Source organism: Mucilaginibacter sp. (assembly GCF_039921305.1).
Taxonomy (GTDB): Bacteria; Bacteroidota; Bacteroidia; order Sphingobacteriales; family Sphingobacteriaceae; genus Mucilaginibacter.
Window position 1 is genome coordinate 126,338 of sequence record NZ_JBDSCA010000082.1, and the last position, 20,599, is coordinate 146,936.

Here is a 20,599-nt window from a genome sequence, read left to right on the forward strand (position 1 = left end):
TTTTGAACATAAATATTTAAGCCTTAACACAATAAAATAATTTGTGCCGTGGCTTTGAATTTATGCGAAAAAATTTTTTAAGTTTGAGTTGAAAGGTATTTGCTATGATTAATACAATTACAGAAGGAGTTAAGGTTTCGGTAGAAACTATTTACCAGCCGGAGTATTCAAACCCGGCGAACGACCATTTTATGTTTGCTTACAAGATCAACATTGAAAATGTTGGCAACCATGCTGTGCAGTTAATGCGCCGCCATTGGAATATATTTGATTCGAACGGTACCCAGCGCGAGGTTGAAGGTGAGGGTGTGGTTGGCTTACAACCGGTTATTGAACCCGGCCAGGCGCATGAGTATGTATCGGGCTGCAACCTGAAAACAGATATGGGCAGCATGAAAGGCGAATACCAGATGCTACGTTTAGTTGATGAGGTGTTATTTGATGTTACGATACCTGAGTTTTATTTGATCGCTCCTTATAAGCTGAATTAATACAGCTTTTTAGATATTTGAAAACCCGCTTTTGCGGGTTTTTTTGTGCCCTGTCAGTTCGAACGAGCCTGCCTGCCGGTAGGCAGGGTACGAGAGAGAAATCTTCTGCTATATAAATAATGTGCACGATACTTTAATGGAGCAGAAGATTTCTCTTCGCGCCATGCGCTGTCCCCCGCTGCTCATCGAAATGACATGGTGGCGGAAGCTTGGATATATCTTCACACCCCAAACTGCCGTAAATGGTGATCCAGATGTTTAGAGAACATATTGTTCCATTCGGTAGTGCTTAATGGGCCGAAGGAATGTGATTCCTTGCCGTCGAAATGGGTTTCGCCTAATTCTAATGTTTGGTTGATGTGATCTATTAAGCGAGCTTTTTCGGCGGCGAAATCTTTGTCGTCTTTAATGATAAAGGCCGGGGCAGTTTGACTGCTTTGTTTGTAGGGGAGTTCGGTTACTACTTTATTTTTCACCAACTTTTTCAGGATGAATTTCATAAAAACGTTTGGCTTGGGATGCTTATCGGTGTAAACCATTTCGTAAGATACGTTGCAATGGGCCAGCATTTGGCCTACGGCCATTGTTCCCCATAATGGCGTTGATGATGGGCTTAGTTTGTTAACGCGATCTGTGAGGGCACTTACATCTGTCGGATTGAATACGCTTGGCATGGTTTCGGGGTTTGATGGTTTAAATATAGGGTTTTATGTGTGCGGATAAAAGTTTGCAAGTTTTTTAAAGTAATTTCAAATGTTATCCGTTATCCCAATAAAACACACGAACGAATACCACCTGAATGGCAAATGCTCCGGCTCAAAATATTGTAAAAGTTGTTACCGACTATGGCAAAGGTCTGTTCAGTTTTATACGTGGCCGGGTGAAAACCGAGGAGGATGCCGAGGATGTTTTGCAGGATGTTTGGTACCAGCTGAGTAATGTTGTTGATATTGATGAGATAGAACAATTGAGCGGTTGGCTTTACCGTGTTGCCCGCAATAAAATTATAGACCGCTATCGTAAAAAAACGCCCGAGGCTTTGGATGACCTGGGTTTTGAGGACGAGGATGGCGAGTTCAATTTCAACGAGATCTTATTGGCCGATGATGACGACCCCGAAACGGTTTATGTTAAAGAACTGTTTTGGCAGGAGTTATTTGTGGCTTTGGATGAGCTGCCCCAAAACCAGCGGCAGGTTTTTATCTGGAACGAACTGGAGGATAAAACGATGCAGCAAATTGCTGATGAAACGGGTGAGAAATTGAAAACCATCATATCCCGCAAAGGGTATGCTGTTAAACACTTAAGAAACAGATTGCAAACTTTATATAACGAGTTTTTAAATTATTAATCACATAATCATGTTCAACGAATCGAGAAATCCCATGCACCGTAAAAAGAAATTTCTTTTAATACCGGTTATGATACTGTTATTTTTCGCGTTAAGCGCGGCTGTTCAGTTTTTATGGAATTCGGTTTTGCCGGAGGCCATGCATGTTTCTCCGTTAAGTTATTGGCATGCCGCCGGGCTATTATTGCTTTGCCGGATATTGTTTGGAAATTTTGGGTTTAAAGGCCGTGGTGGCGATAGGCATTTTGGCGGCCCAACCCGTGAAATGCGAGAGAAATGGATGGGTATGAGTGATGAGGAACGTGCTAAATTTAAGCAACGTTTTAGGGATAGATGCGGGAACAGGAGATAGATTGATAGCGTATGATTGATAGCGATGGGTGTGGAACCTATCGCTATTTTTTGTTTTATGGGGTTTTTTGCGTATATTGTATGGAGGGAGAATCAAGAGCCAGGATGCGGGAATCAAGACAAAAAAATCTTACTTTATCCCCCGTTAGTATCAGGTAGCAAGATAATGATAAAAAAATCCCATTATATTCCCCCTTTGAATTTCTGTTGGGTGCTGATTTTGTTATTGTGGTTATTTTGATTAGCCAGGTGGTTAGTACTTTAGAGTAATTTAGATGATTCCCCGTCTACCTAAACAAATAAGATTAATATGTTTGGTAGATATCATACAGCAAGAGGCGCACAAGGTTGCGGCCCTGCATCAGGAAAATTCAGGCACGGTAAATTTGAGCACTTCGGCAGGCACATGCGCGATGGTGGTTTCCGCAGGCCTAAGTATAATGTGCCATTAAACATCACGGATAACGAAACCAACTTTGAGGTACACGTGTACGCGGTTGGTTTTGCCAAGGATAATATTAAGTTATCGGTAACGGATGACGTACTCTACATTAGCGGAACCCGCACAATAAGCGAAGATGATGAGCCTAATTTCAGCAGGCAGGAGTTCCCTGTAAAATCGTTTGAGCGGGTGTTGAGCCTGAACGGACAGGTTGAGGTGGAGAACATCAGCGCTAAACAGGTGGATGGTGTATTGATCGTTACCTTGCCAAAAACGGCAGATGCTCAAAGGCCGGCGCAAGAGATCAAGGTTGATTAATGATCAGCTTTTAACAGAATATAAGCCGGTAAAATCCGGCTTATATTTTAGAGAATTTGGATTTAAAGGTACCCTCGGTGATGGTTTTAGTTGTTGTTGCACTTCCATTTAAGCTACCAACAAATTGAAAAGTACCGGCTATGGTGTCGCTGGTTAATGATGTTATGGTTAATGTACCCGATGTGCCAAGGTATGTATTACCGTAAGTGCTATCAAGGGCCGTAGCTCAAGATGGTGCTGGCAGTGGTAATATCAAAAGTGCCTACTTTAACATTGTCTACACTAATGTTAACTACTCCGGAACCGGCTAACTGCCCAAGAAGTTGAAAAGAGTTAAGGCTAGTATACATTATGCCAAACTGCGTAACTGCAGATTTACTAGTTCCATCAACCTTTAATGTAATGTAGTTGCTTGCAGTGCTGGTAATAGTTGTACCGCTTGCCCCATTAAGGTATGTTCCCGGCATTTTAGTGCAGGAGTTTAGGGTAAGCACAAGTAATATAGATACAAATAATATCGCTTTGAGGTTTTTCATGAGCAAGCCAGGTATTGCATGTGATAAATATAAGCAATATCTGCTAAATACTCACAAAATCACATAAAAAGCTCCCGGTAATGAACCAGGAGCTTTTTATGCATCGTATTAGTTTCGCCTGTTAAACAGGAACGAGGCATAATATAATAAAGTAGCCAGCGAGCCTAAAGCGGCTACAACATAAGTCATGGCGGCCCACCAAAGGGCATCTTTGGCTTGCTCGTGTTCCTGGTTGGTTTGCATTACGGTGTAGTTGTTGTTGAGCCAAAGCAGGGCGCGGTTACTGGCGTCGAACTCTACTGGCAGGGTGATGAAACTGAATACAGTTACCAACCCTAAGGCTACAACACCTGCGGCTAATACATAAGCATTACCCGAGAAGATGAGCAGCATGAAGCCGATGGTTAAGGCCCAGGTAGTTAGGGTTGATGCGGCGTTTACCACCGGAACCATAAAGGAGCGGAAGCTTAACCAGCTATAAGCTGTTGCATGCTGAACGGCATGGCCACATTCGTGAGCGGCAATGGCTGCCGCGGCAACACTGCGGCTGTGGTATACATCGGGACTCAGGTTCACGGTTTTATCGGCAGGGTTATAGTGGTCGGTTAACTGCCCTTCTACCGAGATCACCTGCACATCGTAGATGCCGTTATCCTTGAGCATCTTTTCGGCAACCTCTTTGCCCGACAGTCCGGAGAGTAAACCGATCTCGGAGTATTGTTTGAATTTGCTGCGGAAACGCATCTGCACAAAAAAGCTGACTATCGCAATGGCTATCATTAACAGCCAGGCGGAGCCCATAGGTATATATGCTGTAATTAAAAGTAAGTGGTTCATATCTTTGTTTTTTATAGTACATTCAAAAAGTATTCCGAAATTTTGAGGTAAATTATTAAGGCATTGGCAATAAGCACATTTTCGTACTGGGAACAAACCGCGTTTATCAATAATGCCGATGTGATCATCATAGGCAGCGGCATTGTGGGTTTAAACGCAGCGTTGCGTTTAAAAACCATGCAGCCATACTTAAAGGTGATGGTTTTGGAGCGTGGCTTTTTACCAAGCGGCGCAAGCACTAAAAATGCCGGTTTCGCTTGTTTCGGGACGGTTTCGGAGCAATTGAGTTATTTGGAGCAAACATCGGAAGAGGAGATTGTGAAGTTGGTTAGTTACAAATGGCATGGCCTGAAACACATGCGCGAGAATTTGGGCGATGCTAATATTGATTATCAGCAGCACGGTGGTTATGAGTTATTTTTAACTGGTGATGAAGTACGTGCAAATGAAAGCATTGAAAAAATAGATTACCTGAATAAGCTATTGAAAAAGGAGATTGGGGTTACTGACATTTATGCAGTTGCCGATGCTAAAATTGCAGCTTTTGGCTTTAAAGGCGTTAACCGGATGATATACAATACCTGCGAAGGCCAGATACACACGGGCAAAATGATGCGGGCTTTATTGACTAAGGTGCAAAGTTTAGGTGTGTTGGTATTAAACAGTTGTGAGGTTGAACGGATAGAACAACAAGAGCATATTATTGAGATCGTTACCGCACAAGGGAATTTCAAATGCAACAAAGTTATAGTTGCAACCAATGCCTTTGCGCAGCAGCTTTTCCCGCAGCTTGAAGTGATACCGGGGCGCGGGCAGGTTTTGGTGACCAAGCCAATTGCGGGTTTAAAGCTGAAGGGTACCTATCACTTTAATGAGGGTTATTATTACTTTAGGAATATTGACGACCGGGTATTATTTGGTGGGGGCCGAGAGCTTGATCTTAAAGCCGAGCAAACCTGGGATTTTGGGCATACCGAAACGGTTAAGCAGCAGCTAACACAATACTTAAAGGATGTAATATTGCCCGATCAGGATTTTGAGATAGACTATTGGTGGAGTGGGATTATGGGCTTTGGTGAAGATATTAAACCCATCATCAAACAAGTAGAGCCCAATGTATTTTGTGCCGTAAGGTGTAATGGAATGGGTGTTGCTATGGGCAGTTTGGTTGGCGAAGAGGTAGCCGAATTGGCTTTGCGATCTTAAAATAACTCTACCAATCGTTCCAAAGCCATACCGCGCGAACCTTTGATCAATACTGTTGAGTTTTGAATAAGATTAGCTTTTAAACCTGCCTGTGCATCTTCAACGGTTTTATAAAAGGTAGCGTCGATAACTCCGTTTTGCTTGTAGAACTCAGGGCCAATGAAAATGCGCTGGTCTATTTTGGTGTCCATTGCTTTTTGTACTACGGATACGTGCTCGGCCGGTGATTCATCGCCAAGCTCAAACATATCGCCCAGTATAATTACCTTGTGTGCTTCGGGCAGTTTGCCAATGTTTTCTATGGCTACGAACATGCTGCTTGGGTTAGCGTTGTAATAATCACAGATGAGGGTATTGCTTGCGGTTTTGGTGATCTGCGAGCGATTGTTTTGAGGTTGATATCCGCTAATGCCCGCGTTGATCTCATCCGGCGAAAGCTTGAAATAATGCCCTATGCTAATAGCGGCTAATATGTTATCCATATTATAAGCGCCTGTTAGTTGTGTTTGTACCGTGTGGTATTCACCGCCTTTAATTTTCCAGCGAAGTTTCAGGTAGGGGGAATTTTCCAATAATTCGCCGCTGATCGTGCTATCGGTACCGATGCCATAATAAACCACATGCTGTAAAGCTCGTTCGGCAATCATGCTGGTTAGTATGCTGCTATCCTGGTTAACAAAGGTTACTCCGTTGTGTTCTTTCAAATAATCATACAGTTCGCCTTTCCCTTTCTTTACACCCTCGGTGCCGCCAAAACCTTCAAGGTGCGCCTTGCCTACATTGGTTATTAAGCCGTGACTGGGTTGTGCTATACTGCAAAGCAACTCTATCTCTTTTTGGTGATTGGCGCCCATTTCTATCACCGCTATTTCTATTGTGCTATCAACGCCCAAAATGGTTAGTGGTACACCAATGTGGTTATTGAGATTGCCGGTTGTTGCATAAGTTTTATAATGCTGGGATAGTACGGCTTTGATAAGTTCTTTAGTAGTGGTTTTCCCGTTTGACCCGGTAAGGCCAATAAATGGGATGTTTAATTGCTGGCGATGGTAGGCGGCCAAATTTTGTAGTTCGGTTAAAACATCATCTACCAAAATGCATTTGTCGCTTTGGTTGTATTCGGCATTATCAATTACAGCATAGGCTGCACCTGCAGCCAGTGCTTGCTGGGCAAAGGTGTTGGCATCAAACTTATCCCCTTTAAGGGCAAAAAAAATGCTGCCATGTACAATTTTCCGGGTATCTGTACTAATAACAGGATGTTTGAGGAAAATGCTGTAAAGTTGTTGGATGGTCATGATAAATTGCTGTATTGCAAGTTTAAAAATTTACCATGAATAAAGATGAAAAAAGATGCGATGTAATATTACGGGTGTAGAAATTGTAATTATTTTAAATTAAGCGGCCTAAATTAAAAATATGGTAATGGATTTGGTTTTAGTTTGGAATATTTTTTCTAAAACCTACGTTCTGGTATGTAAATTCGCAATAAAATGGTGGTATTTTTGTATTGTATAAGGTTTAGAAACTCATTTAACACTTGCCGCTATGATAAAGGTTAACATTGATGCCACTAAAGGCTTTAACACAGACGAACTCAAAAGAATTGAGGAAGCACAACAGCTTTTGATCAAGGTTGTTAATCATGATAAATTTAAAGAGCGTGTTTTGCGTTTTACAACCGATGGCCTATACAGGTTTCATTACCGCAAATCATTTTTGGGTAACTGGATAGATAAACCCTACTCCAACAGGCAGGTTTACGAAATTATTACGCGTTCATCCGTTTCTGATGACACCGCCGAACAAATTGATATGAAGGTTGCGGTATTGCCCGGTAAAGATATAGACGCGTTAGGTTACACCAGTCCGGGTGGGGATCTGATCTATACTTACCGTAATTGGGTAAATAACTTATCGATGGCTCAATATGTGGGCCATTTGGCACACGAATGGTGCCACCAGTTAGGTTTTGATCATGAAAGTAAGCGTACGGAAAGGAATGAACATTCAGTGCCTTTCGGTATAGGTAAGATCATCGAAAATATTGCCTGGGAGTGTTAAGCGGTTTCGCGTTGCATCCATGATACTACGGCCTTGATCTCGGTATACGAAAAGTTTTCGCCTAATATTTCTTTTAGAGGGGCCAGTCTTTCGTAACCATAACTTTCTACAGTATCCATAATGGTGCGCATCTTGCTCTCGTTAACCAGTTCGGATACATCCAGATCGCCTGTTTTAACAAATTCGCATAAGTGCGATTCGATGGTGATGGGCGATAAGCTTCGCTTCTGAGCGATCTCGGGAATGCTTAATCCCGACCGGTATAAGTTCAAGCTTTCGATCTTTTTTGAATTTACTGCGACGGTGGTTTTAACTTTCCGTTCCCGCTTAGCCGCTTTTTTGCTGATGCGGGATGATAAATCATATTGCTTGCAGTAGCTTGCAACAGCACCGCTAAATTCATCGCCATAACGTTGCAGCTTCACATCGCCAAAGCCGGATATTTGCCTCAACTCCATTAAGTCGGCAGGTAAGTAAGTTGCTATTTCAATCAGCGTAGCATCTGATAAAATAACATAAGCCGGTACATTTTCGCGCATGGCAATTTGGGTACGGATGCTCTTTAATTCTATCAGCAAACCTGCTTCGTATGGTATAGCCTCGGCGGCTTGCTCATGGTGTATGGTTTGGGTTTTAATAAGTTGTACGGTTTGCAAGCCCTTTAATACATCTGATGCAGATGGATTAAGTTTGAGTATCGGGTAAGGGTCGCCCTCACTGCGGATATAATCACGAGCCATTAGTTCGCGAATATATTGCTGCCAATCGCTTTTACTAATATCGGCACCAATGCCATAGGTTTTAAGTTGCTTATGATGATCACGTATCTTGTCGTTTTTTGAGCCGCGTAAAAAATCGATCAGGTAACCCATTCCAAAGCTTTCGCCTAAACGGGATATGGCCGAGAATACTTTTTGGGCGATGATGGTACCATCAATTTTTTCGTAATCACTCAGGCAAACATCACATGAGCCGCAATCTGATGCTGAATCCTCGTCGAAGTATTTTAAGAGATACTGGCGACGGCAGGTTTGCAACTGGCAAAAGCGGACCATATCGTCCAGCTTTTTGAGCATGATGCGGCTTTGCTCTTCGTTGCCTTCAACTTTGGCAAAGCCTTTTAATTTTTCGGCATCGCCGTATGAAAAGAATAGCAGTGCCTTGCTTGGCAAACCATCCCGACCGGCTCTTCCGGTTTCCTGGTAATAGCCTTCAATGTTTTTGGGCAAGTCCATGTGCACCACATAGCGCACGTTTGATTTATTGATACCCATACCAAAGGCAACCGTAGCTACAATGATCTTGATCTCATCGCGCAAAAAGGCTTCCTGGTTTTGATCCTTAATTTTTTTATCCATGCCCGCATTATAAGCTTGCGCCGAGTAGCCTTGGTTGCGGAGTTCTGAAGCGAGGTTTTCGGTTGATTGTCGCGATAAGCAATAGATAATACCCGAATCATCTTTATGCTCATCCAAAAAGGAAAGTAGCTGACTAAAGCTGTTCTTTTTAGGCGCGATGCGGTAATTGATGTTCTTCCTGTCGAAAGATGATACAAACTCGCGAGGGTTATTCAGGTTGAGTTTATCGAGAATATCCTTACGGGTGATCTTATCTGCCGTAGCAGTTAAAGCGATAACCGGAATGGTTGGAAATGACAATTTCAATCCGGACAGCATCAGATACTCCGGACGAAAATCATGCCCCCAATGCGAGATACAGTGAGCCTCATCTATCGCGATAAGCGAAACCTTTAGGGTTTTCAGGAAATCGATCAGGCGGCTTTCGGAGCTGAATAAACGCTCGGGAGCCAAATAAAGTAGCTTGATCTGTTTAGCTTTAAGCTGTTTGATAATTTCGCGCTGCTCGTTATCTGATTGGGATGAGTTTAAAAAGGCCGCGTTGATACCATTAATATTCAGGGCATCAACCTGGTCTTTCATCAGCGCGATCAATGGCGATATCACAACCGTTAAGCCATCGAACATAACAGCAGGCAATTGGTAGCAGATGGATTTTCCGCCTCCGGTAGGCATCAATACCATGGCATCTTTTTGGTGTAAAAGATGGTTGATTATCTCTTCCTGCTCGTGGCGAAACTCGCTGTAGCCAAAATACTGATGTAATGCCTGTTGGGTTGTCATGGTGTTATTATCAATGTAAAGGTATTAATAAGTGCTAAATAAATTAGTAAAAATAGTATTGTAGATATAATATTTCTGTAGGCGCCCTAACCCTAATTGACAATTCTTTTTTAGATTAGCTTATTGATATCAAATACATGAAGAACTTTTTTGCCCTTATAATTGCTGTCTGCTTTTCTGTTAACGCTTTTGCTCAAAAAATTCAGTCACCATCGGAGTTTCTGGGTTATAAACTTGGCGATCAGTTTACCTATCATTACCGCATTGTTGAGTATTTTAAATATATCGCGCAAGTTTCAAAAAATGTGAAATTACAGCAGTATGGCACAACTAACGAAGGCAGGCCGTTGATAGCCGCCTTTATCGCATCCAACGAAAACATCAACAGTCTTGAAGCCATCAGGCACAATAACCTGCGTTTAAGCGGCATAGAAAGCGGCACCGCTGATGTGAATACCCAGGCAATTGTTTGGTTAAGCTATAACGTTCACGGTAACGAGCCAAGCTCGAGCGAGGCGGCTATGTTAACGCTATATGATCTGGTTGACCCGGCCAACGCTAAAACTAAAGCTTGGTTAAAAAATACGGTGGTGGTGATAGATCCCTGTATCAATCCCGACGGGCGCGACCGTTATGTAAACTTTTACAACCCGGTACGGAGTGCTGCTCCGGATGCTAATCCATCATCGCGAGAGCATATGGAACCCTGGCCGGGGGGGCGCGTAAACCATTATTACTTTGATTTGAACCGCGACTGGGCATGGCAAACGCAAAAAGAATCGCAAGAACGCCTGGCTCTGTTTAACCAATGGCTGCCACAGATCCATGTTGATTACCACGAGCAAGGATATAATGCGCCTTATTATTTTGCCCCCGCGGCCGAGCCCTTTCACCGGGTGATCACGCCATGGCAAAAGGTGTTTCAAAATTTGATAGGACACAATAATGCCAAATATTTTGACCAGAATGGCTGGCTGTATTTTACGAAGCAAGAGTTTGACCTACTTTATCCATCATACGGTGATACCTATCCTTTATATAATGGCTCCATCGGGATGACCTATGAGCAGGGCGGTATACGCGGCGGTTTAGCGGTGCAAACATCAGACGGGGATACTTTAACCCTGGATGACAGGATTGCACATCACCACATTACTGGTTTAAGTACCATTGAAATGGCATCGCTCCATTCGGCAAAGTTGATCAGTGAGTTCAAAAAGTTTTATGATAACAGCCGCACTACGCCTCCTGGTGAGTATATGAGCTATATTGTGAAAAATGATAACTGGGATAAGATAAATGCTTTGAAACTGTTATTGGATAGGAATGGCATCCAATACAGCTTTGGCCAAACGGCTAAACAGTTATCTGGCTATAATTACTTTTCGGGAACTAAGGAAAACTTTAGCGTTGCCGGTAGTGATATGGTGATTGACGCGCATCAGCCTAAAGCAGTTTTACTCAACGTGCTTTTTGAGCCTAAAACATTTATAGCCGATTCAAACACATATGATATTACTGCCTGGGCATTGCCTTACGCGTATGGTTTAAAAACATATGGCTTAAAACAGAGCGTTAAAATGCTTAAGACTGATAGGCCTATGATAAGCGACGCCAATGTATACCCTTCACATGTGTATGCTTATGCCTGTGCATGGAAATCGCTGGAAGATGTTAAGTTTTTGGCCGCGTTGCTTAAACAGAATATTAAGGTACGCTACTCCGAAACAGCATTTGAAACCGGTGGAAGTAAGTTTGATGCAGGTTCGCTCATTATAGCGCTTAATGGTAACAAGCAAAAGAATTTTGACGATCTGGTGTTGAAGATAGCCCGCCAGTTTAACCGCAATATTACACCGCTGTTATCTGGTTTTGTTGATAAAGGCGCCGATCTGGGTTCGGCGCAGATCCGGTATATCAGCAAGCCTAATATTATGCTGGTTGCCGGCGATGGCGTATCATCGGGCAGTATGGGTGAAATTTGGCAGTTGTTTGAGCAGCAAATCGGTTACCCGGTAACCATTATCCGATCGCAGGATCTGAACCGTATTAAATGGAGCGATTTTGACGTGGCTATCTTTCCGGACGGCAATTATGATGAAATTCCGTTTGATAAGTTGCAAAGCTGGGTTCGGGATGGTGGTAAGCTGATCGCGATGGAAAGCACCATTAATATACTGGTTGATAAAAAGGGCTTCAACATTAAACAAAAGGAAGTTAAAAAAGACGAGAAGGCTGATGCCGATAAGAAAAGCGCCAGCATGAAGATTTATGAAGCGCGTGACCGTGATGCCATTAAAAGCAGTATCCCCGGCGCTATTTATAAGGTTAACATTGATAGTACACATCCGTTAGGTTTCGGTTTGCCCGGATATTACTATGACCTTAAATTGAACGATCAACTTTATGATTATTTGGGCGATGATGGCTGGAATGTGGGTACGCTTAAAAAGGGAGCTTATGTTTCGGGTTTTGTTGGTCAAAAAACCAGGGAAAAGCTGAATGATGGTTTGTTATTTGGTGTACAAACATTGGGCCGTGGCTCGATAGTTTATTTAACGGACGACCCGCTGTTCCGTAGCTTTTGGGAAAATGGCAAGCTGCTGTTCAGTAATGCCGTGTTTATGGTTGGACAGTAAAATACCAATCCCTTTCTCCCTTTTAGAGAAGGGGGCTGGTATTATTTTAGATCAAGGATCAATTGCCACCTTTTACCCTGTTTTTTTCATCCGAATTTGTTGAGTGCTGGCGCATTTTAATTTTGGCATTACCAAAGTTGTAGGTTAGCGTTAAGCGCCCCACACGGCTTTCGTTTTTCTGATTCAGGTCAAAGTTTACACTTTGGTAGCGGCTGCTCAACCTGTTTCTGTTGGTGTTAAAAACATCGCTTACCGAAAACTTGATATTCAACTTCTTTTCCATGAAGGATTTGCTTAGTCCGGCATCAGCAGAATAACGCTGTTCAATTTTATAAATACCATAGGTTTGTGGCGATTGATAATTAGTAGCCACCTCGGCTTTAAATGTTTTGCTTAGTAAGAACGTTTGCGTGGTTTTTAGCTGGAAGGCGGCTTTGCCATCGTCCAAATTACCACCAGCCAAATCGTTTGATTTAAAGTTGATATAATAAGTGATCAGGCTAACATTACCGTTCCACCATTTGCTAATAGTGTACGGTGCGTAAACGTTGATGTTATATGCATTTTGGCTTTGCAGGTTTAACCTGGTTTGATGTGTTGATTTCGCAAGTGTATCGGTCAAAATGATCTCGGTGATAGCATCACTGGTATGGCTGTAGCTTAAGGTAACATTTATAGCTTTATTATAAGTATAGTTAAACTCGAAAGAGTGTGTGTATTGTGGATTTAAAAATGGGTTACCCTGGCTATAGGTATATTGATCTAAATAAAACACAAAAGGGTTTAAATCATCATATCCCGGCCTGTCAATACGGCGGCTGTAAGAAAAACTCACTTCGTTTTTAGGCGAAAGGGTTTGGTTAATGAATAAGCTTGGAAACAGGTCGAGATATTTGCGGATAACCGGCACACCGTTACGACTTATCAGATCGCCGTTTGAAGTTGTATGCTCTGTCCTTAAACCAACCTGAACCGATGTTTTTTTAAACTCTTTAGCCAGGTTAAAATACCCAGCTATAATTTGCTCGTTATAAACAAAGCGGTTTGTTCTTGACGTATCGTTTATCCAGGTACCGCTTTTTAATAACTGTGCCTGCAAATCATTATCAGTTTTTACATTGCTTGTTTTAAAGCCTGCTTCTAACTTTAAAGTTTTAGTTAAAGGATAGGCATAGTCCAGTTTTTCGGTATTGATGGTTATAGTTGAGGGGCTTTGATTGCGGATGAATGCCGGTGGGAATTGCTGCACGCCCGCTGGTGTATAAAAATAAGTATCGTAATGGGCATTGTTGTTATTGTTGAATTTTGAATAATCAATATCAAAAGAAAGCTCTTGTCCGGCGGTGTCTATCTGATACTTGTCATTCAGGTTTAAAGCAAAGTTGGTATAGCTTTGATCAACCTGTGAATAGGTGTACTGGTGCGATTGGATCACATTCGGCTGATCACCTATTAAAGTGTTATTATCATTATAGTTATGCTCGCCATTAAAGTATCCGTTCACTAAAAAGCCAATGGTATTCTTTTTAGTTATATCATAATCAATACCAAACCTGTAATTATTGTTATATGGCTTCTGCCCCATAAAGGTGTGTTGTGTAAAATAGGTTGTTTTGGTAGCGCTATCAACCAACCTATTGAGCTGAAAATTGTTAGCGCGCTCCCTGTTGCCATGACTGTAGCTCCCGAAGATGTTTACCTTTCCATCTTTATGGTTTAAGGATAACGACTCGCTGCTTTTGAAATAGGTACCCAAACCTCCTGATAAAGACAGACTACCATTGGTGCCAGCCATTTTATTCTTTTTTAGTTTGATGTTGATGATACCTGAATTACCCGATGCATCGTATTTTGCTGATGGGTTGGTGATGATCTCGATAGATTGAATGGTATTACCATCAGTTGAGCGTAATAATGTTGCCAGTTGCGCTGATGAAAGGTAGGTCAACTTACCATCAAGCATTACAGTAACGCCCTGCTTACCTTTCAGGCTAATGTTATCGTCCTTATCAATAGTAACGCCGGGAGCTCGTTCTAAAATCTCTAAAGCTGAATTACCTGCTGCCAGAACGCTGTTTTCCACGTTCATTATCGTACGATCGAACTTGCGTTCAATTAATGGCTTGTTGGATGTTATGTTTACTTCCTTTAATGCCTTACTGCTGCTGCTTAATTTAATAACAGGTACCTTAATATCTGTAGCGTCCGCATTAACGTTTATCGGTTTACTGTTAGTTTTGGTATATCCCATAACGTTAACGCGCACTATATAAGATCCCTGATTTACGCGTTCAAACTTGTAACTGCCGTTTTCGGTAGTAATGGCGCCTTTTACTAAAGATGAATCTTTGGCTTTTAATAATCCTATGGTAGCGAAGGGCATGGTGTTGCCTTTTTCATCAAGCACGCTACCTGAGATTTGGACATTCGGTTTAGCCACTTGGGCCCATGCCACGGAAGTTTGCAACAAGGCAAATACTGCAAGTGTAGTGTATAATATATTGTAAAGTGTTTTCATGGTTTGGTTAAATTTGGGCAATAGTTATCCTGCAAAGGGTTTTAAGGCCTTTTTAGGAATGTTGTTTTATTTGTTTAGTTATTTGCTCAAACCGGAAGTAAGAGCTTAATCAATGTTATACCTTTTCGGGATATATTACTAAGATGCTATCAGTGAGTATTTGGTTACAGACTAATTTGATTTTTTTAGAAAGGCAATGATCTGCCCGAAAATCCGGACGATATAAAGTGTAAAGAATTATCAATAGCATTACGTAGGGGGTTTATACAAGCGCTATCTCTAAGCAGTCCCTTTTTGGTTTTTTTAAACCAATAGGTACGCAAACCCGCAGCAGGATCTATCGGATAATGATTAAACATAAGCCCACCCGTTAAAACGGAAAGGCTTATGCTAATAAAGAGTAGCTGTTTCATAGCTATTGTTGTTGGTTTGAATTAGTATCAATTACGGGGTTTGAATTGTATGCCGGTTGAGCAAGGGTATCAACCTTGCATTCAAGTCCGGTGCTGGTCATAACAAAAGTGGCGGTTGTCGCGTTTTCATTTTTGTTTGCTTTGGCACATTCCCATAATGATAGGTCGTTTACATATCGCTCCAGTTTTCTATCAATAACCAAAATGGCATTTTTAGGTATTTTGAGGGTGAGCTTTACTTCCTGATTACGCCACAAAGCATTGAAAGGTGTTTTTAATGTTCTGTCGAATGTTAATACCGAATCCTTTTGTGCAAAATAGTAAGAGCTGTTTGTAGCATTTGCCAGTGCTTGCTTTTTACTATAACCCCGCGCGCTGAATGATTCTACCAGTACAGGTTGGGGCACATCACTTCTTTCTATATAAATGTTAACACTTTGTGGGCGGGTTTCGTGGCGATTATCATCCTCGTCTTCATCATTTAAAATGATACGGCCTTTAAATTTGTCGTTAATATCAAGCTGTATGCTATCCTCTTTACTTAGGTATTTAACATCGTTCAATTTAAGGTAATAGGTGTTATTGGCCGGAGCTTTGAGGTTTACCGTTTGGCTGAACGATGCTTCTTCTTTAAAATCGGCAATTACTTTTGATGAGTAGTATCCTAATAAAGTTATGGCCACTATCCATAATATTAACATGGTATAACCGGTTGAACGGCCCATAACTTTGCTGTTGAATATCACCCTTAGCGTTGACAGCATAATGGCCAGTAAAGGAATAGTTATAACAGCAAAAGTACTAAAGGCAATAATATCGCTGTAACCATTATTAATTACGCTGAAGGGGAACACATGAAACACATCACGGCCCTGAGCTGTAAAAAAGGTTAACCCTACTATGGCACAAATAGAGAAACCGAGGCATAGCATTAGTATAACTACACCAATGAGTTTTAACAAAACCCTGCCGGCACCATTTAAAAAGTATTTGAAGTAATCAAAAAAATCACTGATAAAATCGCGAACCTTGTATACGAAGGGACGGGCATTGTGGCTTGCGTTATTAAAAGTTTGGTGTACGTTTTTAACCTCTTCTTCAAAATTTTTTACAAAGCCTTTTAAATCGAGCTTTTCGCCTTTCATGGCCATTCTATCGGCCCGTGATGTTGCTTTGGGTACAATGATCCATAATATAATGTAAGCGAGAACACCACTGCCGCCCAAAAAAGTGGTTATGGCAAATGCCAGGCGTATCCAAACGGTATCAATATCAAAGTAATTAGCTACACCGGCACACACACCACCAAGCAAATGGTCATCCGGATCGCGAAATAGCTTGCGGTTATCGGTAAACTGCTTTTCTGTATAGGTAGTATTCTGCTGCTCGGCTTCGGTTTCAAAATCTTCTATGGTACCCATTTGGCTTATTACCGTAGTAACATCTATGGTAATTACAACAGGCCTGTTTTCGCGGGCTAATATTTCGCTAAACATTTCGGCAATGCGGTTTTCAATATCGGTGGTAATCTCAATACTGTCTTCTTCGTTCGCGAAATGGCGTTTCACGTCGGTCATGTAGCTCCTTAATATTTCGTAGGCATCTTCCTCAATATGGAAAACGATGCCGTTTATGTTGATTATGATGGTTTTATTCATGATATTTTATACTGATAATGTTTGTGGTTTGATTATTTTCTGTTTTCGAGCGCTGTTTGTACCGCTAAGGATAGCTCTTGCCAGGTTTTATCCAGTTGCTCCAATACCGCCCGGCCCTCGGGCGAGAGTACATAATACTTGCGTGGCGGCCCGGATGTGGACTCTACCCAGTTATAAGTTAATAAGCCGTTGTTTTTTAAACGGGTGAGTAAAGGATATAAGGTTCCTTCAACAACCAGCATCTGCGATTTTTTTAGATCGGCAATAATATCTGATGCATAGGTTTCTCCTTTTGATATGATGGACAGGATACAGTACTCAAGTATACCCTTCCGCATTTGGGTTTGTGTGTTCTCTATAATCATAATACAAAGATATATGTTTTAGATTGTATTATGCAATACATAGTACTAAATTTATTTAAATATTTTTTATTTATTGTTTCGTCATTTTTTTGCAATTATTATTATTTTTCACTTTTTAATTGCAAAATAGAAAGCTTAACCCTACATTTATGATTAATTAACTATTAACTGATCTTATTTATTAACGAACATGAAAAAACTTTTACTCGTAAGTTTGTGCTTCCTGCTGCTATGTGCCAGCCAGGTTTTTGCACAAGGAAAAACAATTACAGGTACAGTTACGTCAAAGGAAGATGGTTTGCCACTTCCGGGTGTATCTGTTAAAGTAGTTGGAACTCAAATTGGTACGCAAACAAATGCTAATGGTGTTTATAGTATTGCTGTACCCTCTACAGCAACTAAACTTCGGTTTTCATATGTTAGCTTTGTTCAACAAGATGTAGCTATAGGCTCATCATCTAAAATTTCCGTTTCTTTAAACCCGGATGCAAAAGCATTGAGCGAGGTTGTTGTTGTTGGTTACCAAACAATTGCCCGTAAAGATGTTGTTGGAGCTATCGCGAATGTTGATGGTAAAGAATTGGAAGCTAAACCGATCGCATCATTTACACAGCTTTTGCAAGGTACCGCTCCTGGGGTTCAGGTAGTAGGTGCAAGTGGAAGGCCAGGTAGCAACGGTGTTATCCGCATACGTGGTACTGGGTCAATCAGTGCTGGTTCCGATCCATTGATCGTTGTTGATGGCATCCAGGTACAATCTGCAGCTTATAATGCGATCAACCCTGATGATATTGAAAGCGTTAGTATTTTGAAAGATGCTGCCGCTGTTTCTATCTACGGTTCGCGTGGTTCAAATGGTGTATTGGTTGTTACTACTAAAGCTGGTAAACCAAACGCTCCGCAATTACGTTATTCTTTCCGTTTTGGTAAAACAGAGCGCCAGGCTTTGAAAAATGTTCAGTTGATGAGCTCGGCAGAAAAATTACAATATGAGTATGAGGCGCAATATACCAACCCTACTCTGGATTCAATGATGACTAACAGGGGCATTACCGCAACAGCGCAAGCTACAGGTACTAAAATTAACTGGATACCTGCTGCTACAAGACAAAATTTATGGGATATAGCTATCAGCAGAGGTGCTGGTGATTGGGCAAAATATTTATTCCAAACCGCTACCATGAGAACACACGAGGTTTCGTTATCGGGTGGTGCTGATAAATTGACTTACTATCTATCTGGTAATATCAATGATAACCCAGGTGTTGAAAGGTTTTCTCAATTTAACAGAAAAGGTGGTAGGTTAAATGTTACTTATCAGGCTAAAGAATGGTTTAAAGTAGGAACTAACATTGGTGTAACCGCCACCCATGATAATCGTTTAAGAGAGAATTATAACACCCAAAATAGCGGTGGTGCGTTATATTTCTTTAACCCATACGAGCAACCTTATTTAAATGATGGTTCATATAACTCAACATGGCAAGGTTTTTCTCCGTTAGAAGGTGCGGTTAATAACCCAGTTAGTTATGATAGGGTAAACCAATTTGGTTCATTTTATGGTGAGGCATCTTTTTTTAAGCATTTAAAATTGAAATCACAATATGCTATTAACTATAATACCTTAGCGTATCAAACTTACTTGCAGCCGGGTTCAAACTTATCTAATATATTAGGCTATAGCCAAAAGACTGATCAAAATCAAACTGATTTCTTTTCCAGTATAACTAACACTGCAAACTGGAACCAAACAGTTGGAAAACATTCATTTAATGGTTTAATTGGTAATGAGTATGATAAGGATGAATTTTATAACTCTACTGCTACCGCAAGAGGATTTCCTTCAAAAAATTATACTACTTTAGAAAATGCAGCTACTCCAACCGTTGCATCAACTTCAAGAACTCAATTTTCATTGATATCTTATTTTGCAAGCTTATCGTATGATTACGACAAACGTTACTATGTAACCGGAAGTTTCCGCCGTGATGGTTCATCACGTTTTGGTGCCGATGTTAGATTTGCTAACTTCTCGTCAATTGGTTTAGCTTGGGATTTGAAAAATGAGAAATTCTGGACTTTACCAAGTGTAATCAGCGATTTGAAACTACGTGGTTCATACGGAACATCAGGTAACAACAACATTGGTGAATACCAGGCTTTGGGTACATACTCATTAACAAGCAAGTATAACGACCAAACTGTTGCTATCCCACTTAAATTATCAAATCCTACTTTAACCTGGGAAACTACGTACCAAAAGGATTTAGGTTTAACATTTGGATTCCTTGATTCAAGAATTACCGGTGAGGTAGATTATTACAGTCGTGAGAACAAAAACCTGCTTTATAACGTTAACGTATCAACCACTACTGGTTTTAGTTCATATGTTGGTAACGTTGGAGCTGTTAAAAATAGTGGTATTGAGCTTAGTTTAACTGGTACTGTTATCCGCCAGAAAGATTTTAAATGGAGTTTAACTGCTAACTATAGCCATAACGATAATAAAGTTACCGCGCTTTACTCTGATAATGCAACCGGAGTATCAGCCAATGGTTTAAATAAACTTAAAATAGGTGAGCCTATTAACGTTTTTTATCTTGTTAATGAAAAAGGTGTAGATCCTACCGATGGTAGAGAAGTTTATTATAACATTGACGGTACCGAAACTAAAACTTTTTCAGGTGGTCAATCTCAAATACAGAGTGGAAAATCTCCAAACGTTAAGTATTATGGTACTTTTGGTACTGATTTGAGTTATAAAGGAGTTGATCTTTCTGTAAGGTTGTACTACTCAGGTGGTAACTATATTTATAACCAAATTTGGATGGATGAAGTTAGCAGCAGCAGTGTAACAGGTAACTTGTTTACAGAAGCATCTAACTATTGGAAAAAACCAGGTGATGTTACTCCTTATCCAAGGGTTATTGACCCAGCAACTGGCAAACCAGATCCAATCCAGGCAACTGAAAACTTCTCGACTAAATTCTTAGAAAAAGGCGATTACGTATCTTTAAGAGATGTAACTTTAGGTTATACCTTAAAAAACAAATACACTAAGAAAATTGGTTTAGTAGGTGGTATCAGATTATTTGCACAAGGAACTAACCTTGCCATATGGACGAAATTTCATGGCAACCCAGAAGTTTCTGAAGCTGGTGAAACCACAAGTTACTCTGGTAACCTTGCGTTGTATGGGTATCCACCAATCAGAGGTTATACATTTGGTATAGATGTTAAATTTTAAGGCTATTTAAAATAAAAGAATT

At 41.0% G+C, this 20,599-nt stretch carries 16 protein-coding genes; 8 read left to right on the forward strand and 8 right to left on the reverse strand.

Translation table 11 applies throughout. The features are described from left to right. The first annotated feature begins 104 nt into the window (after nucleotides 1–104). Nucleotides 105–491: a Co2+/Mg2+ efflux protein ApaG gene (apaG, locus tag ABIN91_RS24750; protein ID WP_348054434.1), complete on the forward strand. Its 387-nt coding sequence runs from the start codon at nucleotides 105–107 to the stop codon at nucleotides 489–491. Between the two features lie 221 nt (nucleotides 492–712). On the opposite strand, the gene ABIN91_RS24755 is transcribed toward apaG, so the two are convergent. Continuing rightward, nucleotides 713–1,165, reverse strand: a complete 453-nt coding sequence (locus ABIN91_RS24755) for a DUF1569 domain-containing protein (RefSeq protein ID WP_348054436.1) — start codon at nucleotides 1,163–1,165, stop codon at nucleotides 713–715. A 125-nt stretch (nucleotides 1,166–1,290) separates the two neighbouring features. On the opposite strand from ABIN91_RS24755, the gene ABIN91_RS24760 reads away from it, so the two are divergent. The 3 genes from ABIN91_RS24760 to ABIN91_RS24770 all read left to right on the forward strand — a co-directional run bounded on the left by ABIN91_RS24760 (nucleotide 1,291) and on the right by ABIN91_RS24770 (nucleotide 2,953). Further along, nucleotides 1,291–1,842 (forward strand): sigma-70 family RNA polymerase sigma factor, encoded by a 552-nt coding sequence (locus tag ABIN91_RS24760; protein ID WP_348054438.1) that lies wholly within the window; start codon nucleotides 1,291–1,293, stop codon nucleotides 1,840–1,842. A gap of 10 nt (nucleotides 1,843–1,852) precedes the next feature. After that, on the forward strand, nucleotides 1,853–2,194 hold the full coding sequence (locus tag ABIN91_RS24765) for a hypothetical protein (protein ID WP_348054440.1): 342 nt from the start codon (nucleotides 1,853–1,855) through the stop codon (nucleotides 2,192–2,194). A 309-nt stretch (nucleotides 2,195–2,503) separates the two neighbouring features. After that, a complete protein-coding gene (locus ABIN91_RS24770) occupies nucleotides 2,504–2,953 on the forward strand; it encodes an Hsp20/alpha crystallin family protein (RefSeq protein WP_348054442.1) in 450 nt (149 codons plus the stop codon). Between the two features lie 212 nt (nucleotides 2,954–3,165). On the opposite strand, the gene ABIN91_RS24775 is transcribed toward ABIN91_RS24770, so the two are convergent. Then, nucleotides 3,166–3,489: a hypothetical protein gene (locus tag ABIN91_RS24775; protein ID WP_348054443.1), complete on the reverse strand. Its 324-nt coding sequence runs from the start codon at nucleotides 3,487–3,489 to the stop codon at nucleotides 3,166–3,168. Nucleotides 3,490–3,597: 108 nt separating this feature from the next. Continuing rightward, on the reverse strand, nucleotides 3,598–4,326 hold the full coding sequence (locus ABIN91_RS24780; RefSeq protein WP_348054445.1) for a zinc metallopeptidase: 729 nt from the start codon (nucleotides 4,324–4,326) through the stop codon (nucleotides 3,598–3,600). Between the two features lie 63 nt (nucleotides 4,327–4,389). On the opposite strand from ABIN91_RS24780, the gene ABIN91_RS24785 reads away from it, so the two are divergent. Further along, entirely contained in the window at nucleotides 4,390–5,532 is a 1,143-nt protein-coding gene (locus ABIN91_RS24785; protein ID WP_348054447.1) for an FAD-dependent oxidoreductase, read from the forward strand. Here the strand turns inward: ABIN91_RS24785 and murF are convergent. Then, on the reverse strand, nucleotides 5,529–6,830 hold the full coding sequence (gene murF, locus ABIN91_RS24790; RefSeq protein ID WP_348054449.1) for a UDP-N-acetylmuramoyl-tripeptide--D-alanyl-D-alanine ligase: 1,302 nt from the start codon (nucleotides 6,828–6,830) through the stop codon (nucleotides 5,529–5,531). The genes ABIN91_RS24785 and murF overlap by 4 nt on opposite strands. Nucleotides 6,831–7,080: 250 nt before the next feature. Between murF and ABIN91_RS24795 the strand changes: the two genes are divergently transcribed. Next, nucleotides 7,081–7,596 carry a hypothetical protein gene (locus ABIN91_RS24795; RefSeq protein WP_348054451.1) on the forward strand — a complete coding sequence of 172 codons (516 nt, stop codon included), beginning with the start codon at nucleotides 7,081–7,083 and terminating at the stop codon, nucleotides 7,594–7,596. Here ABIN91_RS24795 and recQ read toward each other — a convergent pair. Next, nucleotides 7,593–9,737: a DNA helicase RecQ gene (gene recQ, locus ABIN91_RS24800; protein ID WP_348054453.1), complete on the reverse strand. Its 2,145-nt coding sequence runs from the start codon at nucleotides 9,735–9,737 to the stop codon at nucleotides 7,593–7,595. The two genes, ABIN91_RS24795 and recQ, sit on opposite strands and share 4 nt — an antisense overlap. A 137-nt stretch (nucleotides 9,738–9,874) precedes the next feature. Between recQ and ABIN91_RS24805 the strand changes: the two genes are divergently transcribed. Further along, nucleotides 9,875–12,376 (forward strand): M14 metallopeptidase family protein, encoded by a 2,502-nt coding sequence (locus ABIN91_RS24805; RefSeq protein ID WP_348054455.1) that lies wholly within the window; start codon nucleotides 9,875–9,877, stop codon nucleotides 12,374–12,376. Between the two features lie 58 nt (nucleotides 12,377–12,434). Here ABIN91_RS24805 and ABIN91_RS24810 read toward each other — a convergent pair whose 3' ends face one another. The 3 genes from ABIN91_RS24810 to ABIN91_RS24820 form a co-directional block, all read right to left on the reverse strand. Next, nucleotides 12,435–14,894 (reverse strand): outer membrane beta-barrel family protein, encoded by a 2,460-nt coding sequence (locus ABIN91_RS24810; RefSeq protein WP_348054457.1) that lies wholly within the window; start codon nucleotides 14,892–14,894, stop codon nucleotides 12,435–12,437. A gap of 415 nt (nucleotides 14,895–15,309) precedes the next feature. Then, nucleotides 15,310–16,965, reverse strand: coding sequence for a PspC domain-containing protein (locus tag ABIN91_RS24815; RefSeq protein ID WP_348054459.1), 1,656 nt, complete (start codon nucleotides 16,963–16,965; stop codon nucleotides 15,310–15,312). A gap of 32 nt (nucleotides 16,966–16,997) precedes the next feature. Further along, on the reverse strand, nucleotides 16,998–17,330 hold the full coding sequence (locus tag ABIN91_RS24820; RefSeq protein WP_348054461.1) for a PadR family transcriptional regulator: 333 nt from the start codon (nucleotides 17,328–17,330) through the stop codon (nucleotides 16,998–17,000). A gap of 190 nt (nucleotides 17,331–17,520) precedes the next feature. On the opposite strand from ABIN91_RS24820, the gene ABIN91_RS24825 reads away from it, so the two are divergent. After that, nucleotides 17,521–20,577, forward strand: a complete 3,057-nt coding sequence (locus ABIN91_RS24825; protein WP_348054463.1) for a SusC/RagA family TonB-linked outer membrane protein — start codon at nucleotides 17,521–17,523, stop codon at nucleotides 20,575–20,577. Nucleotides 20,578–20,599 lie beyond the last annotated feature (22 nt).